Source organism: Pseudarthrobacter sp. CCNWLW207 (genome assembly GCF_037203945.1).
Lineage (GTDB): Bacteria > Actinomycetota > Actinomycetes > Actinomycetales > Micrococcaceae > Arthrobacter.
The window spans coordinates 414,954-429,826 of sequence record NZ_JBBCBS010000002.1 but is presented as its reverse complement, the minus strand read 5'-3'; the positions used below and the strand labels follow the sequence as shown (position 1 = coordinate 429,826).

The following is a 14,873-nucleotide window of genomic DNA, read 5'->3' as shown; positions in this document are numbered from 1 at the left end:
GGCCGCAGGTAACGGGATGGGCTGTCCAAAGTGAACGGGAAATTAACGACGGCGGGATATTGGCTTACATGTGCAGCGTCACCATTGCGCAGATCACATGTCCGGCCGTAGTGCACCGCCGGTGAATAGACTTGAACGCATGGCCATTTCTGCGGGACTCTCAGCAAGCGGGCGATTCCTGCGCGGCCGCATCCGCACCGGCCTGATCCGTAGCCGCAACTCACTGTTCCCCGCTATTCAGATGACCGGCTGTGCCGTGGGGGCCTATGCGTTCGCCGAGTACGTGCTGGGGCACTCTGGTCCGCTGTTCGCGGCGACATCTTCGCTGATCGCGTTGGGCTTCTCCCGGGAGCCACGGCTGCGCAGGGTGGTGGAGGTGGGGCTGGGCTGCACCATCGGCATTGCGGTGGGTGATCTGCTCCTGCACTGGCTGGGGGGCGAAATCTGGGTTGCCGCCGTCGTACTCCTTGTCTCCATCCTGCTGGCACGCTTCCTGGACAGCGGCAACATCTTCACGACGCAACTGGGCCTGCAATCGCTGCTGGTGGTGCTGCTGCCGGCGCCGGCCGGCGGGCCGTTCACGCGCAGCATCGACGCCATCATCGGCGGTCTGTTCGCGCTGCTGGTGACCATCCTTGTGCCCAAGGATCCGCGCCGGGAGCCCCGCAAGGATGTCCAAAACCTCCTCCACGAACTGGCGGAAGTGTTGCGGGAATGCGCCACCGCGCTGACGAACAGCGACTCCACCCAGGCCTGGCATGCGCTGATCCGGGGCCGGAACTGCCAGCCGCTGGTGGACGCGATGCGCCATTCCCTGCGCGCTTCAGGGGAGGTGGCCACGCTTTCGCCCGCTTACCGCCGCCACCGCGACGAGCTGGACCGGCTGAAGCAGTCACTGGACTTCATCGATCTCGCCCTGCGTAACAGCCGCGTTTTTGCGCGCCGGCTGACCAGCGCCATTAACCACGCCGCACTCTCGGATGAGGCCACTGACAACATCGCCGGGGTACTGCAGGACACCGCTGCCGCTATTGATGAGCTGTCGCTCGGCCTGGCGGAAACGCACGACGGCGCCCGCCGCGCCCACCTGCGCACCGCCCGGCAGGACCTGAGCGAGATCGCCCTGCGCCTGCACCCGAAACTTCTGGAAGTGCAGCGGCTGGAGGGCGAGACCGTGGTCATGTTGTTCCGGCCGCTGATGGTGGACCTGCTGGAGGCTACGGGGATGGATTCACGCGAAGCACGGGACGTCCTGCCAGGGCTTTAGCGGTCGTTGGCGTAGTGCACGCCCAACTGGTCCCTGACATTGTCCAGAAGCCCCATGATCCGCACGCTTTCGTCCCAAGGCATCAGGGGACTCTCCAGAAGACCCGCTCGAATGCACCGGGCAGCTTCCCTCAGCTCGTGGATGAAGCCTTCAGCCTCCTCCGGGAACTCCTCGACGTGGACCACGCCGTCCGCGCCTTGGTATTCGACCCTGCGCGGGCGGTAGAGGGGTGAACCGGTGCGTAGCCAGCCCTGCGTGCCACTGATGGTGACGGTGCCGGGGCTGCTGGACTGCAACGAGGAAACCAGTTGGGCAGTGGCGCCGTCCGGGTACTCAAGGGTCACCGTGTTCTGGAGGTCTATCCCGTCATGGTTCAGCAAGCCCGCCGCGGTGACCTTCGTGGGAAATCCGAGCACGCTGACGGCCCACGTCAGCGGATAGACAGTGAGGTCCAGGAGGGCGCCACCGCCGGCCGCCGGATCAAAAAGCCGGCTGTTTGGGTCATAGGTGGCCGCGAAACCCAGATCGGCCTGAACCCACCGGACAGCGCCGATTTCCTTGCCCCGGACCACTTCCAGGGCCCGCAGGGTCGCCGGCAGGAACCGGGTCCACACTGCCTCCATCAAGAACAGTTTCCGCTCCCCCGCCAGCTGTGCCAGATCGCGGGCTTCCCTGGCGTTTACCGTGAGGGGCTTCTCGCACAGGACGTGTTTTCCGGCTTCCAGCGCAGCTTTGGCAACCTCAAAGTGTTGGGCGTGCGGCGTGGCGATGTAGACCACATCCACCAAAGGATCGCCGAAGAGCAGATCGTAACCTTTGCCGGCAGGCCCGTCATGGTAGTTGGCCGCGAAGCCGTACTGCCCGGCGAACTCCTTCGCAGCGGCCGGGCTGCGCGAGCTCACTGCATGCAGGACAGTGTTTTCCAGGAGGGCGAGGTCGCGGGTGACGCGGTGGGCGATCCGTCCGGTGGCCACCACGCCCCAGCTAAGAGGCCGAATCACGAATCACCAGCGACGTAGGGATCTGGGTAACCCGGTCCGTGGGCTTCCCTTCGATCAGGTCGACCAGGATCTCGGCCATCTTCTTGCCCATTTCGATGATGGGGTGATGCACGGTTGTCAGTTGCGGGTTCACGGATGTGGCAAATGAGTCGTCGTCGAACCCCACTACCGCAACGTCGTCGGGAATCCGTATCCCGCGCTCCTGGAGGACGGTGTAGGCCCCGGCAGCCATCTGGTCGTTGGCCACGAAGAGTCCGTCGATGGGTTTGCCGCGTTCAAGGAGCCGGCGCATGGCCTTGGCGCCGGAAGCGAGGGTGAAATCGCCATATTCCGCCAGGGAGTCGTCCAGGCCGGACGCCTCCAGGGCCTTCCTCCAGCCGTTGATCCGGTCGACGCCGGGCGGCATGTCCTGCGGTCCGGCGATCGTAGCGATATGCGAACGTCCGCCCTGGATCAGCAGGCGGGTAGCACCTTCGGCGGCTGCCTCATTGTTCACGTCCACGTAGTAGCTTCCGCCCTCGCCCAGCGGCCTGCCCGCGAACACCATGGGGATGTGGTCGCTGACGTGTGCCCAGGAGCGGTCCCCCGCATGGTGGGAGACCACCAGCGCACCCGCAACATTGCCGCCGAGCAGGAAAGCCCGGGTCTTTTCCGGCTTCGCTTCGGAGGCAATGACCATGTTGAGGGTGTAGTCGGTGTCTGCGAGATACAACGCCACGCCTTGGACCACGGAGGCGAAGAACGGGTCGGCGAAGACCTTGGACGTGGACTCCGGCACGATCAGGGTCACTGAGTTGGGTTTCCGGCTGGCAAGGGACCGGGCCGCGCGGTTGGGCGTGTAGTTCACGGCGAGGATGGCTTGGCGGACCTTCGCGGCAATGTCCTCGTCCACGCTGGGCACGTCATTGACCACGCGCGAGACCGTAGCGCGGGACACGCCCGCCAGCGCAGCCACCATTTCCAGGGTGGGCGCCGGCCGGCTTCCGCGTTGATCTTGCTTCACTTCTTCGCTCCGTGAGGTTAAGCGGGCTTCCGCCCGGGACTCCAGTTTAGGCAGGCAATGACGCGGGCAGCCGTGCGACGTTCCGTTTTGCGGCAGCGATCAACCGGGCATAGGCCAGGCCGCTGTCCTTGACGGTGCGCTCAAAGGTTCCGTAATCCACACGGACTATCCCGAAGCGCTTGCCGTACCCCCAGGACCACTCGAAGTTGTCCAACAGCGACCAAACGAAGTAGCCGCGGACGTCGGCACCCTGGTCCATCGCCTCTCCTACGGCGGCTATGTGGTCAAGGATGAAGCCGGTTCGCTCCGCGTCGTGAACGCCGCCGTCCGGGCTTACGGTGTCCTCGTAGGCGGCACCGTTTTCGGTGATGTACAGCGGCGGCAGGGTGGGGTATTCCTCACCGAGGCGGACCAGGAGTTTCCGCAGTCCATCCGGGTTCACTTCCCAGTTCATCGCAGTCCGCGGAAGGCCGCGGCTGGGAAAGGCGATGTCCTCGGACCCCACCCACGGCGAAGCAGCGACGCGTTCGGCCCCGCCGGAGTGGCCATCGCTTCCCGCATCATCAGCATGCCCGCTGATGAGGTCATCGTGGTAATGGTTGACTCCGAGGAACTCCAGCGGCGCACTAATGGCTTCCAGGTCCCCGGGAAGGATAAGGTCCGGCAGGCCGAACGGCGCCAGGTCATTCAAGGTGTCTTCCGGGTAGCTTCCGCGCAGGATGGGGTCGAGGAAGATCCGGTTCTGCAACGAATCGAAGCGCCGGGCTGCGTCCAAGTCGATGGCGTCCTGCGGGTCCCGCGGAATGGAGTTGCTTAGGTTAAGCGTGATCCCGAGGTTCTGGGCGCCGCGTTGCCGCAGGGCATTGACGGCGAGGCCGTGGGCAAGGTGCTGATGGTGCACGGCCGATATTGCAGCGCGCGGTTCCTGGCGCCCGGGGGCGTGGACCCCCGAAGCGTAGCCCAGCAGCGAGGAGCAGAAGGGCTCGTTGAAAGTGGTCCAGTGCTGGACCCGGTCGCCGAGCGCCGTGTAGACGTCGTTGGCGTAGTCGACGAACCGGTAGGCCGTGTCCCTGTTTGCCCAGCCACCCGTCTCCTCCAGGGCTTGTGGCAGATCCCAGTGGTACAGGGTCAGCCATGGCAGGATCCCGGCCTCCAGCAGTTCGTCCACCAGCCGGGAGTAGAAATCCAGGCCCTCCTGGTTGACGGCCTTGTCTCCCGGCCGCACCCGCGCCCAACTGGTGGAAAAGCGGTAGGAGTCCAACCCCAGTTCCTTCATGAGCTGAACGTCCTGCGGCATCCGGTGGTAGTGGTCAACGGCGTGTTCCAGGGTGTCGCCCTGGGCGATGGCACCGGGGATCCGCGCAAAGTGGTCCCACACGGAGTCCTCCTTGCCGCCTTGGTGGCTGGCCCCCTCAATCTGGGCCGCCGCCGTCGCGGATCCCCAGATGAATCCTTCCGGCCACTGCCGTGAGTACGTCGAATGTGGCATTAGCCCTTCACTGCTCCTTGCATGATTCCTGAAATAAGTTGTTTTCCTGCCAGCACAAACAGCACCAGCAGCGGCAGGGTGGCCAGAACCGCGCCTGCCAGGACCACGGAGTAGTCCACGTAACGGGCAGATTGCAGTTGGCTGAGTGCGGTCTGCAGCGTGGGGTTGCCGGCGTCTAGCACCAGGAGCGGCCAGAGGAAGTCCGTCCAGGCCGTCATAAAGGTGAACAGGCCCAGGATGGCCATGGCCGGGCGGGCCGCCGGGATGGCCACGTGCCAAAACGTGGAGATCATGTTGGCCCCGTCCATGCGGGCCGATTCGATGAGCTCATCCGGGATGACGTCCACCAGGTATTGCCGCATGAAAAAGACACCAAAAGCAGTAACCAGGGTGGGCACAACGACGGCGCCGATCTCGCCGGTCCAGCCAAGGGTCCGCATGACCATAAAGAGCGGGATGATGCCCAGTTGCGTGGGGATGGCCATGGTGGCAACGACCATCAGCATGAGCCCGTTCCGGCCGCGAAACCGCAGCTTGGCGAAGGCGTAGCCGGCGAGGGTGGAAAAGCCGACCACCGAAATGGTGATGATTCCCGAAATCAGGACACTGTTTCCGAGTGCCAGCCAGAAGGGAACGGTGTCGAAGACTTCGCCCACGTTTGTCCAGAAGTTCCCGCCGGGCAGCAGCGGCGGCCAGGCTTCTCCCAGGGCTTCGTTGGACCTGCTGCCGATCACTACGGACCACCACAGCGGGTAGGCGGACGAGAGCAGGAAGGCCAGCAGCAGCCCGTAGCTGAGGAAGCCGGGGCGTTCGCCGGTGCCGAAAATGCGTTTGCGCAGGATGGCCGGCCTCGCCGGCGCGGAGCCCGGCGAAGAGGCGCTGCCGGAAGCGGGCCTCGCAGATCCGGGTTTTGCGTGGTCCATGATGGTCATTGGGTAGTCCTTTCAGCACGCTTCCGGGCGGCAGTTGTCCTCCGGGCGGCTCGGGATGGCCTGGCGGCATCCGCTGTGGCGATCCGGCGTGAGATCAAGTAGTTGACCAGGCCGAACAGGACGATGATCAGGAAGAGCAGCCAGGCGATGGTTGAGGCTTTCCCAAAGTTCTGGCGCTGGAAGGCCATCTCCCACAGGTACAGGACGGTGGTCTGGAACTGGCGCTGTGACCCGCCGGCGGTGGCCGGATCGAACAACCTGGGCTCGGTGAAAATCTGGAGGCCTCCGATGGTTGCCGTAATGACCACGAAGACCATGGTGGGCCTGATGCTGGGCAGTGTGATGCTGAAGAACCGGCGGACGGCACCTGCACCATCGAGGGCGGCAGATTCGTACAGGTCCCGCGGGACGGCCTGCATCGCGGCCAGCAGGATCAGGGCGTTGTAGCCTGTCCAGCGCCAGTTGACCATGGTGGCGATGGCGATGTGGCTGGGGATGGTCTCGTTTTTCCACATCACCGGGTCAAGGCCGAAGTTCCCCAGGATGTTGTTGATCAGGCCGTACTGCTCGCCGAACATGTTGGTGAAGATCATGGCCACCGCTACTGGCGTCACGATGTAGGGCAGCAGGATGCTCATGCGCCAAAAAGTCTTGGCCCGGAGGTTCTGGTCCAGCACCGCAGCCAGGAAAAGGGCCACGGCCAGTTGCGGGACTGAGGAGAGCAGGAAGATGCTCACCGTGTTGAAGAGGGAATTCCAGAAGAAGCGGTCCTGCAGGACCTCAGCGAAGTTCTCCAGCCCCACGAACTGCCCCTGCCCTTTGAGCAGGTGCCAGTCGAAGAGGCTGACAAAAAACGTGTAGACCAGCGGGAAGAGTCCTACGAGGGCGAACAGGATAAAGAACGGCGCAACGTAGAAGTAGGGCGAGGCTTTGACGTCGAAGATACTCAGTCGCTGTTTGAAGGTGGGTTTGGATTTGACTGCGGCCGGCTTGGCGGATCGGTTCAAGGTGGTTGTCATGGGGTCTCGCGCTTCATCGGGGGGCCTCCCAGCCGGGAGGCCCCACAGCGGGTTAGTTGTTGACGACCAGGTCGTTGAGGAGGCGCAGGGCTTCAGTCCAGGCCTTGTCCGCGTCAGCGGTTCCGGCGTCGAGGCTCTTCAGCGCCGGACCGAACACGTTTTCCTGGATGACAGAATCGTCCGGGCCCTTGAACTGGGCTACGACGCCCTTGGCCCGGTTTGCCAGGATGGCGCCCGTGGGGGCGTTGTTGAAGAGCACGTTGGGTGTGGCGTCCTGGACCAGCTTTTCCTGGGCCTTGAGCGTGCTGGGGAAGTTGTTGGCGGCGGCGGACTGCTTGACCTGCTGCTCGGGGGCGGTGAGCCAAGCGGCCAGCTTGGCGGCCTCTGCAGGGTGTTCCGAGGTCTTGGGCACGGAGAGGAAGGCACCGCCCCAGTTGGAGGCACCACCTGGGAAAACATCTGCGAAGTCCCAGCCGCTGTCGGCGCCGCCGCCTGCGGATTCGAGTTGGCCCTTGATGGTACCGAGCATCCAGCCGGGGCAGACGAAGGTGGCGAAGGACCCGTCAACGAAGGCCTTCCCGTTTCCCCAGTCCCACTGGGTTTGGTTGGCCGAGAGTCCTGCCGCAGTTCCGGCCGCCAGCATCTCGAATTTGTCCTTCATTTCCGCGTTGCCGTCGATGTTGAGCTCGCCGTCCTTGGTGTAGTAGCCCTCCTCCATCTGGTTCACCATGGAGTTCCAGACGAAGCCGGACTGGTCATACCAGGCCTTGCCGGTGGCTTCCTTGTACTGCTTCCCGAGTTCGAAGTACTTTTCCCAGGTGGCGTCCTGTCCGCCGAAGAGCTTCGCCACGGATTCGCGGTCGCTGGGCAGGCCTGCTGCTTCAAAGAGCTTGCCGTTGTAGCAGAGTCCCTGCGGTCCGATGTCAGTGCCGTAGCCAATAACGCGGCCCTCGGGGTCAGTGCCCTGCTTGTATTTCCAGTCCACCCAGTTGGCCTTGATGTCCGCGGCGCCGTGTTCGTTGAGGTCCACGAATTGGTCGGAGACCTCCATGATGGAGCCCAGCCAGCCCTCCTCGATGGCCACTACGTCGCTGAGCCCGGATCCTGCCGCCAGTTTGGTGAAGGCATCGGTGCGGGCATTTGACCCGCGGTCAATGTTCGTGGCCTTGATCTTTACTCCGGGATTCGCCTGCTCGTACTCGCCATAGAGGTCGTTGTAGCCGAAGGTTCCAAATGTCGTGACCGTCAGTTCAACAGTCTTCTCCGAACTGCCCGCCTGGTCTGCACTGCTTCCGCAGCCTGTGGCGATCATGGCCAGGGCTGCTGCTCCCGCTATCGCGGCAGCGGTATTTCGTCGTGAGAATTTCACGGTCACTCCTTTGTGGGGGAATTGCCTTGGGGCTGAGAGAGCGCTCTCTTGCAAGTTCCATAACTCTAAAGGTGGTGCGGATCACTGTCAAGAGAGCGCTCTCTGAGAGCGTCTGATCCCGTATTTTCGGGAGCGCTCACGTGCCGCTGCCCAGCGATGTCTGCCCCCGCAGTTAGGGTGGAACCCATGGCTACAAAGACTTCCCGGGCATCCAAAGCGCCTGCCTATAAGTGCGCGGAATGCGGCTGGACCACGGTCAAGTGGGTGGGCCGCTGCGGCGAGTGCCAGGCGTGGGGCACCGTTGAGGAAACGGGCGCGGCCGTCGCGCGCACGACGGCGGCAACAACAGTCCTCGAGCCCGCCCGCCGGATTGCCGAGGTAGACGCCACCACCGCAGCGTTCCTGCCCACCGGCGTGGATGAACTGGACCGCGTGCTGGGCGGCGGCCTGGTCCCGGGCGCCGTCATCCTGCTGGCTGGCGAGCCGGGCGTCGGAAAGTCAACCCTGCTGCTGGACGTCGCCGCGAAATTTGCTCGAACCGCCCAGGACGTCCTCTATGTCACCGGTGAAGAATCCGCTGCCCAGGTAAAGCTCCGCGCTGAGCGGATCGACGCCGTCGCGGACTCCCTCTATCTGTCCGCCGAGACAGACTTGGGGCAGGCACTTGGCCAAGTGGAGAAAATCGAGCCACGGCTGCTGATTGTGGACTCGGTGCAGACCCTCAGCAGCGCGGACGTTGATGGCAGCGCCGGCGGAGTTTCCCAGGTGCGGGAGGTCGCCGCCTCCATCATCGCCGCGGCCAAGCGGCGCAACATGACCACGCTGCTCGTAGGCCACGTGACCAAGGACGGTTCCATCGCCGGACCGCGGCTGCTGGAGCACTTGGTGGACGTGGTGTGCCAGTTCGAAGGCGAGCGCCATTCAAGGCTCCGGCTGCTTCGGGCAGTCAAGAACCGGTACGGTCCCACCGACGACGTCGGCTGCTTTGACCTTAACGAGGACGGCATCCAGGGCCTGGCTGATCCCAGCGGACTCTTTGTCAGCCGCACCAAGGAGCCCGTGTCCGGCACCTGCATCACGGTGACCATGGAGGGCAGGCGCCCGTTGCTGGCCGAGGTCCAGTCGCTGCTTGCCGAAAGCCCCAACTCGCAGCCCCGCCGGGCCACCAGCGGCCTGGACAGCTCGCGCGTGTCCATGCTCCTGGCCGTGCTGCAGCAGCGCGCGGGGTGCCTCCTGCACAAGGACGACTCCTACGTAGCCACTGTGGGCGGCGTGAAGCTCAGCGAACCCGCCACAGACCTCGCCGTAGCCTTGGCCGTTGCCTCGGCCAAGGCCAGGAAACCGCTGCCCATCCGGCTGATCGCCTTCGGCGAGGTGGGCCTGGCGGGCGAGGTCCGGCCCGTCCCTGGTATCAACCAGCGCATCCAGGAGGCCCACCGCCTGGGCTTCACGCACGCCGTCGTCCCGGCCAGCCACAACGGCCCGGGACCAGTGCCGGCTGGCTTCTCCGTGCGGGAGGTGGAGCACCTGACCGAGGCTCTGAGCCTGCTGATCGGATAAGAAGCACCGGTAATAACTGCGCCCCGGGCGGGCAAGGCGCTAGGCTGACGAAACGACCTTCAGGCAGCCGGAGGTCTCACCGCTGCGCCTTGGGGGGTCGGAGTGACTAATCGAATACAAAAAAGCATTCCCGCGCCCGAGGAACCCGCGGAAGGCAGCCGTCTCGCTGGGCGGATAGACGAGATCTTCGGAGGTCTTGGCGTCCGGGGCCGGGTGGTGATGAGCCAGCTTCCACTCACTGTCACCGTGGTGCTCGTTGTTGTTGCCGCCGGGTTTTTCAGCCCGCCCACTCTCATGGACGAACGCTTCAGGCTGGCCTTGCTGGCGCATGCGGCAATCTTCGCGGCCTGCGTGGCAATTCCGTGGGGCAGGCTGCCCGCCAGTGCGTCAACGGTCATTCCAGTCCTGGACTGCCTTGCGATCGGCTTTACACGTGAAGCCGGAGGGCCCAGCTTTAGCGTATTAAGCCTGCTGCTGGTCTTCCCCGTGATTTGGCTGTCGGTGAGCCGGCAACGCGGAAGGGTTGTCCTGGCCGTCTTGGGAGCCTCCCTAAGCACTGTCGTCCCTGCCGCAGTCCTGGGCTCAGTGCCCACGCAAGGATCAATGATCCGGACCATTTTCCTGCCACTCGTGATGACCGCAATCGCCGTGTCCGCGCATATCGTCGCCGGGACGCTCCATCGCCAGCGCAAAGCCTTGCTAAAGAAAGACCTCGCCCTGGCGGAGACACTCGCCGAGAGCGTGGACCGACAACGGCTCCTGGACGCCGTCCTTGGCGCTGTGGGAGTGGGGGTCTGGGTGGTTGACCAAGAAGGAAACAATGTGCTGACCAACCGGGCTATCCGCGCTGATCCCGCACTTGCCCGCCTGGCCGAGTCTGATCCGCGGGCCCGTGTGCTGCAAGGCGACCGGGCCACCCCGGTGGCGCCGGGGATGCTTCCGGTCGCCCGGGTTACCCGGGGCGAAATGTTCACAGATGAACTGCTGTGGGCCGGCGACGAAGAGGAACAACGCGCGTATTCCGTGAGCGCACATGCCATCCGGGCCAAGGGCGGCCTCAGCGGCGGGGGCGTCATTACGCTCGTTGACGTGACTGCCCTGATCACCGCCTTGGCAGCCAAGGACGAATTCGTCGGCACCGTTTCCCATGAACTGCGAACGCCACTCACGTCCATCCTCGGCTACCTGGAACTCGTCCTGGATGAGCCCGGCCACGAAGGGATTGAGGCGGAACTTCAGGTGGTCTACCGCAATGCGACCCACCTCCTGGGCCTTGTGAACGATCTGATTGCCGTGGCGTCTGAAAGTGTGGACCTCTCCCTCCAGGAGGCCGATCTCGCCCAACTCCTTGCCGACGTCGTCGAGTACACCGCCCCCCAGGCAGCCAACAGGGGGTTGGAGCTGGTGCTTGACGCCGAGCAACCACTGACGGCCAAGATGGACACCGCCCGCATCCGCCAGGTGGTGGGCAACCTGCTCTCAAACGCGATCAAATACTCCCCTGATGGCGGCCGTATCACCGCCCGCGCTTACAGGGCCGGACCGGAGATCATCTGCTCCATCACGGACCCAGGGATCGGCATGAGCGCCGAAGACCAGGAGCAGGCCTTCACCAAGTTCTTCCGTTCCTCGCGTTCGCGTGAAACGGCCATCCCAGGCGCCGGCTTGGGGCTCCCCATCAGCAAGACCATCATCGAAGGCCACGGCGGTTCCCTGAGCCTCACCAGTGCCCCGGGCGCGGGAACGACGGCGACGTTTGTCCTGCCGTGCAGCCTGACCAGTGCCCCCGGCCCTGAGGCTGAGGTGTTCAGTTCCCCTTAATTACCAGCGCAACACTGTGTCCACCGAAGCCGAAGGCGTTCACCAAACCGGCCGGAGCGGAGCCAGGCTCCAGCGTGTGGGCCTTGCCCGTCACGATATTGAGGTCCACTTCAGGATCCAGTGCCTCTACATTCAGCGTTCCGGGAAGTTGCCCGGTCTGCAGGGCCTGGACCACTACGACGGCGGCCAAGGCCCCGGCCCCGCCCAGGAGGTGGCCGGTGTGGCCCTTGGTGGAGGTCACGGGCACGTCGGCACCAAATATGGCTGTGATCGCCTGCGCTTCCAGCCGGTCTCCCACAGGGGTGGAGGTGGCATGGGCATGGACAAAGCCGATGTCAGCGGCGTCCATCCCGGCCGAGGCCAGGGCTTTCTGCATGACCCTGCGTTGCATCGCCGGGTCGGCGGCCACGATGTCGTTCGCGTCAGAGGTCACCGCTCCGCCGGCGACCTCTGCCAGGACGGCGGCACCACGCGCCCGGGCGTGGGCCTCGCTCTCCAGCACCACGATCCCCGCGCCCTCGGCAAGCACAAAACCGTCACGGCCGCCGTCGAACGGGCGCGACGCCCGCTGGGGTTCGCCGTTGCGCGTGGAGAGCGCGCGGATTTGCGAGAACCCGGTGATAACGAGGTCGTTCACCGAGGCGTCCACGCCCCCGGCAATGACGACGTCGGCCGCTCCCGAACGGATCATTTCGGCACCCTGGACAATAGCTTCGGCGCCGGACGCGCAGGCACTGACAGGTGTGCGGGCTCCGCCGCGTGCACCGAGGTCGATGGACACCCAGGCGGCGGGGCCGTTGACCATCAGCCGGGTCAGGGTGTGCGGCGATACCCGGCGCGGGCCGCCGCTGGCCAGCGCCCTGTCCTGCTCAATCGTGGAACCGAGGCCGCCATAGGCTGAGCCGATCACCACGGCGAACCGCTCTGGGTCGACGTCGGGTGCTCCCGCCTGCTGCCAGGCTTCCCGTGCGGCCACCAAGGCAAACTGTCCGCACCGGTCCATCCGCTTGAGCTCGCGGGTGGTCAGGTGCTCGGACAGGTCGGCGGTGACCTGGCCGGCGATCCGCACGGGCAACTGCCCGGCCCACTCCTGATCCAGCGGGGCGATCCCGGAACGGCCGGCAAGCAACGCTTCCCAGGTCTGCCCAACGTTGGAGCCCAAAGGGTTGATGGTGCCGGCGCCCGTGATGAGCGCGCGTGGTTGGACTGCAGACATCTGGGTACCTGGCTTTCTTAGTTCGGGAGCGGCTGCCGTTGTTCCGGGCAGCCCGGATCTCCCGATGGGTATTCGGCTCCGTTCAGTCGACGGATTGGAGGGAACGGTTACTTGGCGGGGTTGTGCGTTCCGATCGGGATCAGCGTCAGGTCCGGGTGGTTCTTCTCGATCCGGCGCAGGGCCCAGACGTCGTTGAACAAGGCGAGGTATTCGCCGTCGGACCGCAAAAGCACCTCCGCGCCCGGTACGTTGGCCAGCGCCGGCATGGCATCCGCCGTCGAAATTCTGGCTATGGAGTAGGGCAGGCGTTCCAGCCGCATGGGGGCACTGAAGTCGTGCGCCATGCGGTCCTCCACCACTTCGAACTGCATGGGCCCGACGGCGGCAAGCACCGGCGCCTGGTCGCCGCGGAGGTCGGAGCGGAGCAGCTGGATAACGCCCTCGTGCTCAAGCTGCTCGATGCCGCGGCGGAACTGCTTGAACTTGCTGGGGTCCTTGGACCGGGCCACCTGGAAGTGTTCCGGGGCGAACAGCGGGATGGCCGGGTACTCCACCGCGTCCTCCAGGAACAGGCTGTCGCCGACTCGCAGCGAGGATGCGTTGACCAGGCCCACGACGTCGCCGGGGTAAGCCTCGTCGATGACCTCGCGTTCGCGGCCGAATACCTGCTGGGCGTACTTTGTGGCGAACGACTTCCCCGTGCGGGTCTGGGTGACCACCATGCCGCGCTCAAAGACGCCGGAGCACACACGGATAAAAGCGACGTGGTCGCGGTGGGCCTTGTTCATGCCGGCCTGGACCTTGAAGACAAAACCGGAGAACGGGGACTCGACGGCGCGCGGGCTGCCGTCAACGTCCGGCCGGGGCGCCGCGGGCGGGGCGAAATCCACCAGGGCATCCAGGAGTTCCTTGACGCCGAAGTTCAGGGCGGCGGAGCTGAACAGGATGGGTGTGGCGGTGCCTGCGTGGAAGGCGTCGACGTCGAACTCGAGGTTGGAGTCGATCACCAGGCCGGCTTCGTCCACGGCGTCCGTCCAGTTGCTTCCTTGGCTCTCGGCAGCTTCCTCCGGCGTGAAGTATTCCGTCAGGGCGATGTTGGCACCTGCGTTGTTGCGCTGGAAGCGGGCGAACCGGTCATTGCGGAGGTCCCACACGCCGCGGAAGTCTCCGGAGATGCCCACGGCCCAGGTCAGCGGCATGGGCTGGAGGCCGGTCCGCTCGGTGATCTCGTCCATCAGCGCCAGGGCGTCAAGGCCTGGCCGGTCCCATTTGTTAATGACGGTGATGATGGGCAGGTTGCGTGCCTTGCAGACCTCGAACAGCTTCATGGTCTGCGTTTCCAGGCCCTTGGCGGCATCCACCAGCATCACTGCGCAGTCGACGGCGGCCAGCACGCGGTAGGTGTCCTCGGAGAAGTCCGCGTGGCCGGGAGTGTCCAGCAGGTTGATGACGGTGTCGCGGTAGGAGAACTGGAGCGCAGCGGAGCTGATGGAGATGCCGCGGTCCTTTTCCATCTGCATCCAGTCCGAGACCGTTTCCTTGCGGTTGGCCTTGCCGCTGGAGGCACCGGCGGTGCCGATCACCTTCGCATGCAGCGCAAGCGCTTCCGTGAGCGTTGACTTTCCGGCGTCAGGGTGCGAAATGACGGCAAACGTCCGACGCCGGGCCGCCTGTTTGTGAATCTCGTGGACCCGGGCGGGGCTAAGGACATCTTGGGACACGGTGCTACTTTCGCTGCGGTGGGGATAGCCCTTGGCGCTTGACGGGACTTCGCTGGACGGGGAAAGGGGATGGCTGAGCGCCAAGTTCCAAGTTTATCGCAGCAGCAGCCCGGCTCCGAAGGTGGCCGCTTAACGCCCCCGAAACCAGCAGTTCAAGACGGCGAAATCCCGTCAGGCTAGCTTGGCCGCATGAGAACTTGGAGCGCGTCCCTGCCATCCGCCGGCCGGAGCTGAATCGCCGTGACCGTTTCACCATTCCCCGGCAACGGCCTGTTCTTCGATCCGCTGGCCGGTCCGGCTGCTCCGTCGGCACGGATGCAGGCCGCCGGCCCGGAAGTTAACGGCAAACGCGGCGCAGGCGGGAAGTCCCGTCGCCAGGCGCCGCACGTTGACGACGAAAGGGCCCTCCGGGCGGCATCGCTGCGCAAAGTCAGCCGCGACCTTGAGCATCTCCTGCGCCAGCGGGGACACTGAA

Annotated in this window: 12 protein-coding genes; 4 read left to right on the top strand and 8 right to left on the bottom strand. The window is 64.9% G+C overall.

The genetic code is table 11. The features are described from left to right. Window positions 1-139 precede the first annotated feature (139 nt). A complete protein-coding gene (locus V9L17_RS05040; RefSeq protein WP_337345494.1) occupies window positions 140-1,267 on the top strand; it encodes an FUSC family protein in 1,128 nt (375 codons plus the stop codon). Here V9L17_RS05040 and V9L17_RS05035 read toward each other — a convergent pair. From V9L17_RS05035 to V9L17_RS05010, 6 genes are read right to left on the bottom strand one after another with little or no spacing between them, the layout of a single operon-like run. Beyond that, entirely contained in the window at window positions 1,264-2,268 is a 1,005-nt protein-coding gene (locus tag V9L17_RS05035; protein WP_337350687.1) for a Gfo/Idh/MocA family protein, read from the bottom strand. The two genes, V9L17_RS05040 and V9L17_RS05035, sit on opposite strands and share 4 nt — an antisense overlap. After that, window positions 2,252-3,271: a LacI family DNA-binding transcriptional regulator gene (locus V9L17_RS05030; RefSeq protein ID WP_337345492.1), complete on the bottom strand. Its 1,020-nt coding sequence runs from the start codon at window positions 3,269-3,271 to the stop codon at window positions 2,252-2,254. The genes V9L17_RS05035 and V9L17_RS05030 overlap by 17 nt, the downstream gene beginning before the upstream one ends. 46 nt (window positions 3,272-3,317) lie before the next feature. Next, a complete protein-coding gene (locus tag V9L17_RS05025; protein ID WP_337350686.1) occupies window positions 3,318-4,760 on the bottom strand; it encodes a GH1 family beta-glucosidase in 1,443 nt (480 codons plus the stop codon). Further along, window positions 4,760-5,683 carry a carbohydrate ABC transporter permease gene (locus V9L17_RS05020; RefSeq protein ID WP_443198007.1) on the bottom strand — a complete coding sequence of 308 codons (924 nt, stop codon included), beginning with the start codon at window positions 5,681-5,683 and terminating at the stop codon, window positions 4,760-4,762. Before V9L17_RS05020 ends, V9L17_RS05025 begins: the two co-directional genes overlap by 1 nt. A 5-nt stretch (window positions 5,684-5,688) precedes the next feature. Then, on the bottom strand, window positions 5,689-6,711 hold the full coding sequence (locus tag V9L17_RS05015) for a carbohydrate ABC transporter permease (protein WP_337350684.1): 1,023 nt from the start codon (window positions 6,709-6,711) through the stop codon (window positions 5,689-5,691). Window positions 6,712-6,763: 52 nt separating this feature from the next. Continuing rightward, window positions 6,764-8,023, bottom strand: coding sequence for an ABC transporter substrate-binding protein (locus V9L17_RS05010; protein ID WP_376044548.1), 1,260 nt, complete (start codon window positions 8,021-8,023; stop codon window positions 6,764-6,766). Between the two features lie 243 nt (window positions 8,024-8,266). On the opposite strand from V9L17_RS05010, the gene radA reads away from it, so the two are divergent. Both radA and V9L17_RS05000 read left to right on the top strand, forming a co-directional pair. Further along, window positions 8,267-9,640: a DNA repair protein RadA gene (radA, locus tag V9L17_RS05005; protein WP_337345487.1), complete on the top strand. Its 1,374-nt coding sequence runs from the start codon at window positions 8,267-8,269 to the stop codon at window positions 9,638-9,640. 102 nt (window positions 9,641-9,742) lie between these two features. Continuing rightward, window positions 9,743-11,461: a sensor histidine kinase gene (locus tag V9L17_RS05000; protein ID WP_337350683.1), complete on the top strand. Its 1,719-nt coding sequence runs from the start codon at window positions 9,743-9,745 to the stop codon at window positions 11,459-11,461. Here V9L17_RS05000 and V9L17_RS04995 read toward each other — a convergent pair. Together V9L17_RS04995 and V9L17_RS04990 are read right to left on the bottom strand one after the other, a co-directional pair. After that, entirely contained in the window at window positions 11,448-12,677 is a 1,230-nt protein-coding gene (locus tag V9L17_RS04995) for a beta-ketoacyl-[acyl-carrier-protein] synthase family protein (protein WP_337350682.1), read from the bottom strand. The two genes, V9L17_RS05000 and V9L17_RS04995, sit on opposite strands and share 14 nt — an antisense overlap. Window positions 12,678-12,784: 107 nt before the next feature. Then, the gene (locus V9L17_RS04990; RefSeq protein ID WP_337345484.1) at window positions 12,785-14,398 is read right to left on the bottom strand and encodes a peptide chain release factor 3; all 1,614 of its coding nucleotides are present in this window, start codon (window positions 14,396-14,398) and stop codon (window positions 12,785-12,787) included. A 240-nt stretch (window positions 14,399-14,638) separates the two neighbouring features. On the opposite strand from V9L17_RS04990, the gene V9L17_RS04985 reads away from it, so the two are divergent. Then, window positions 14,639-14,872, top strand: coding sequence for a hypothetical protein (locus tag V9L17_RS04985; protein WP_337350681.1), 234 nt, complete (start codon window positions 14,639-14,641; stop codon window positions 14,870-14,872). Window position 14,873 lies beyond the last annotated feature (1 nt).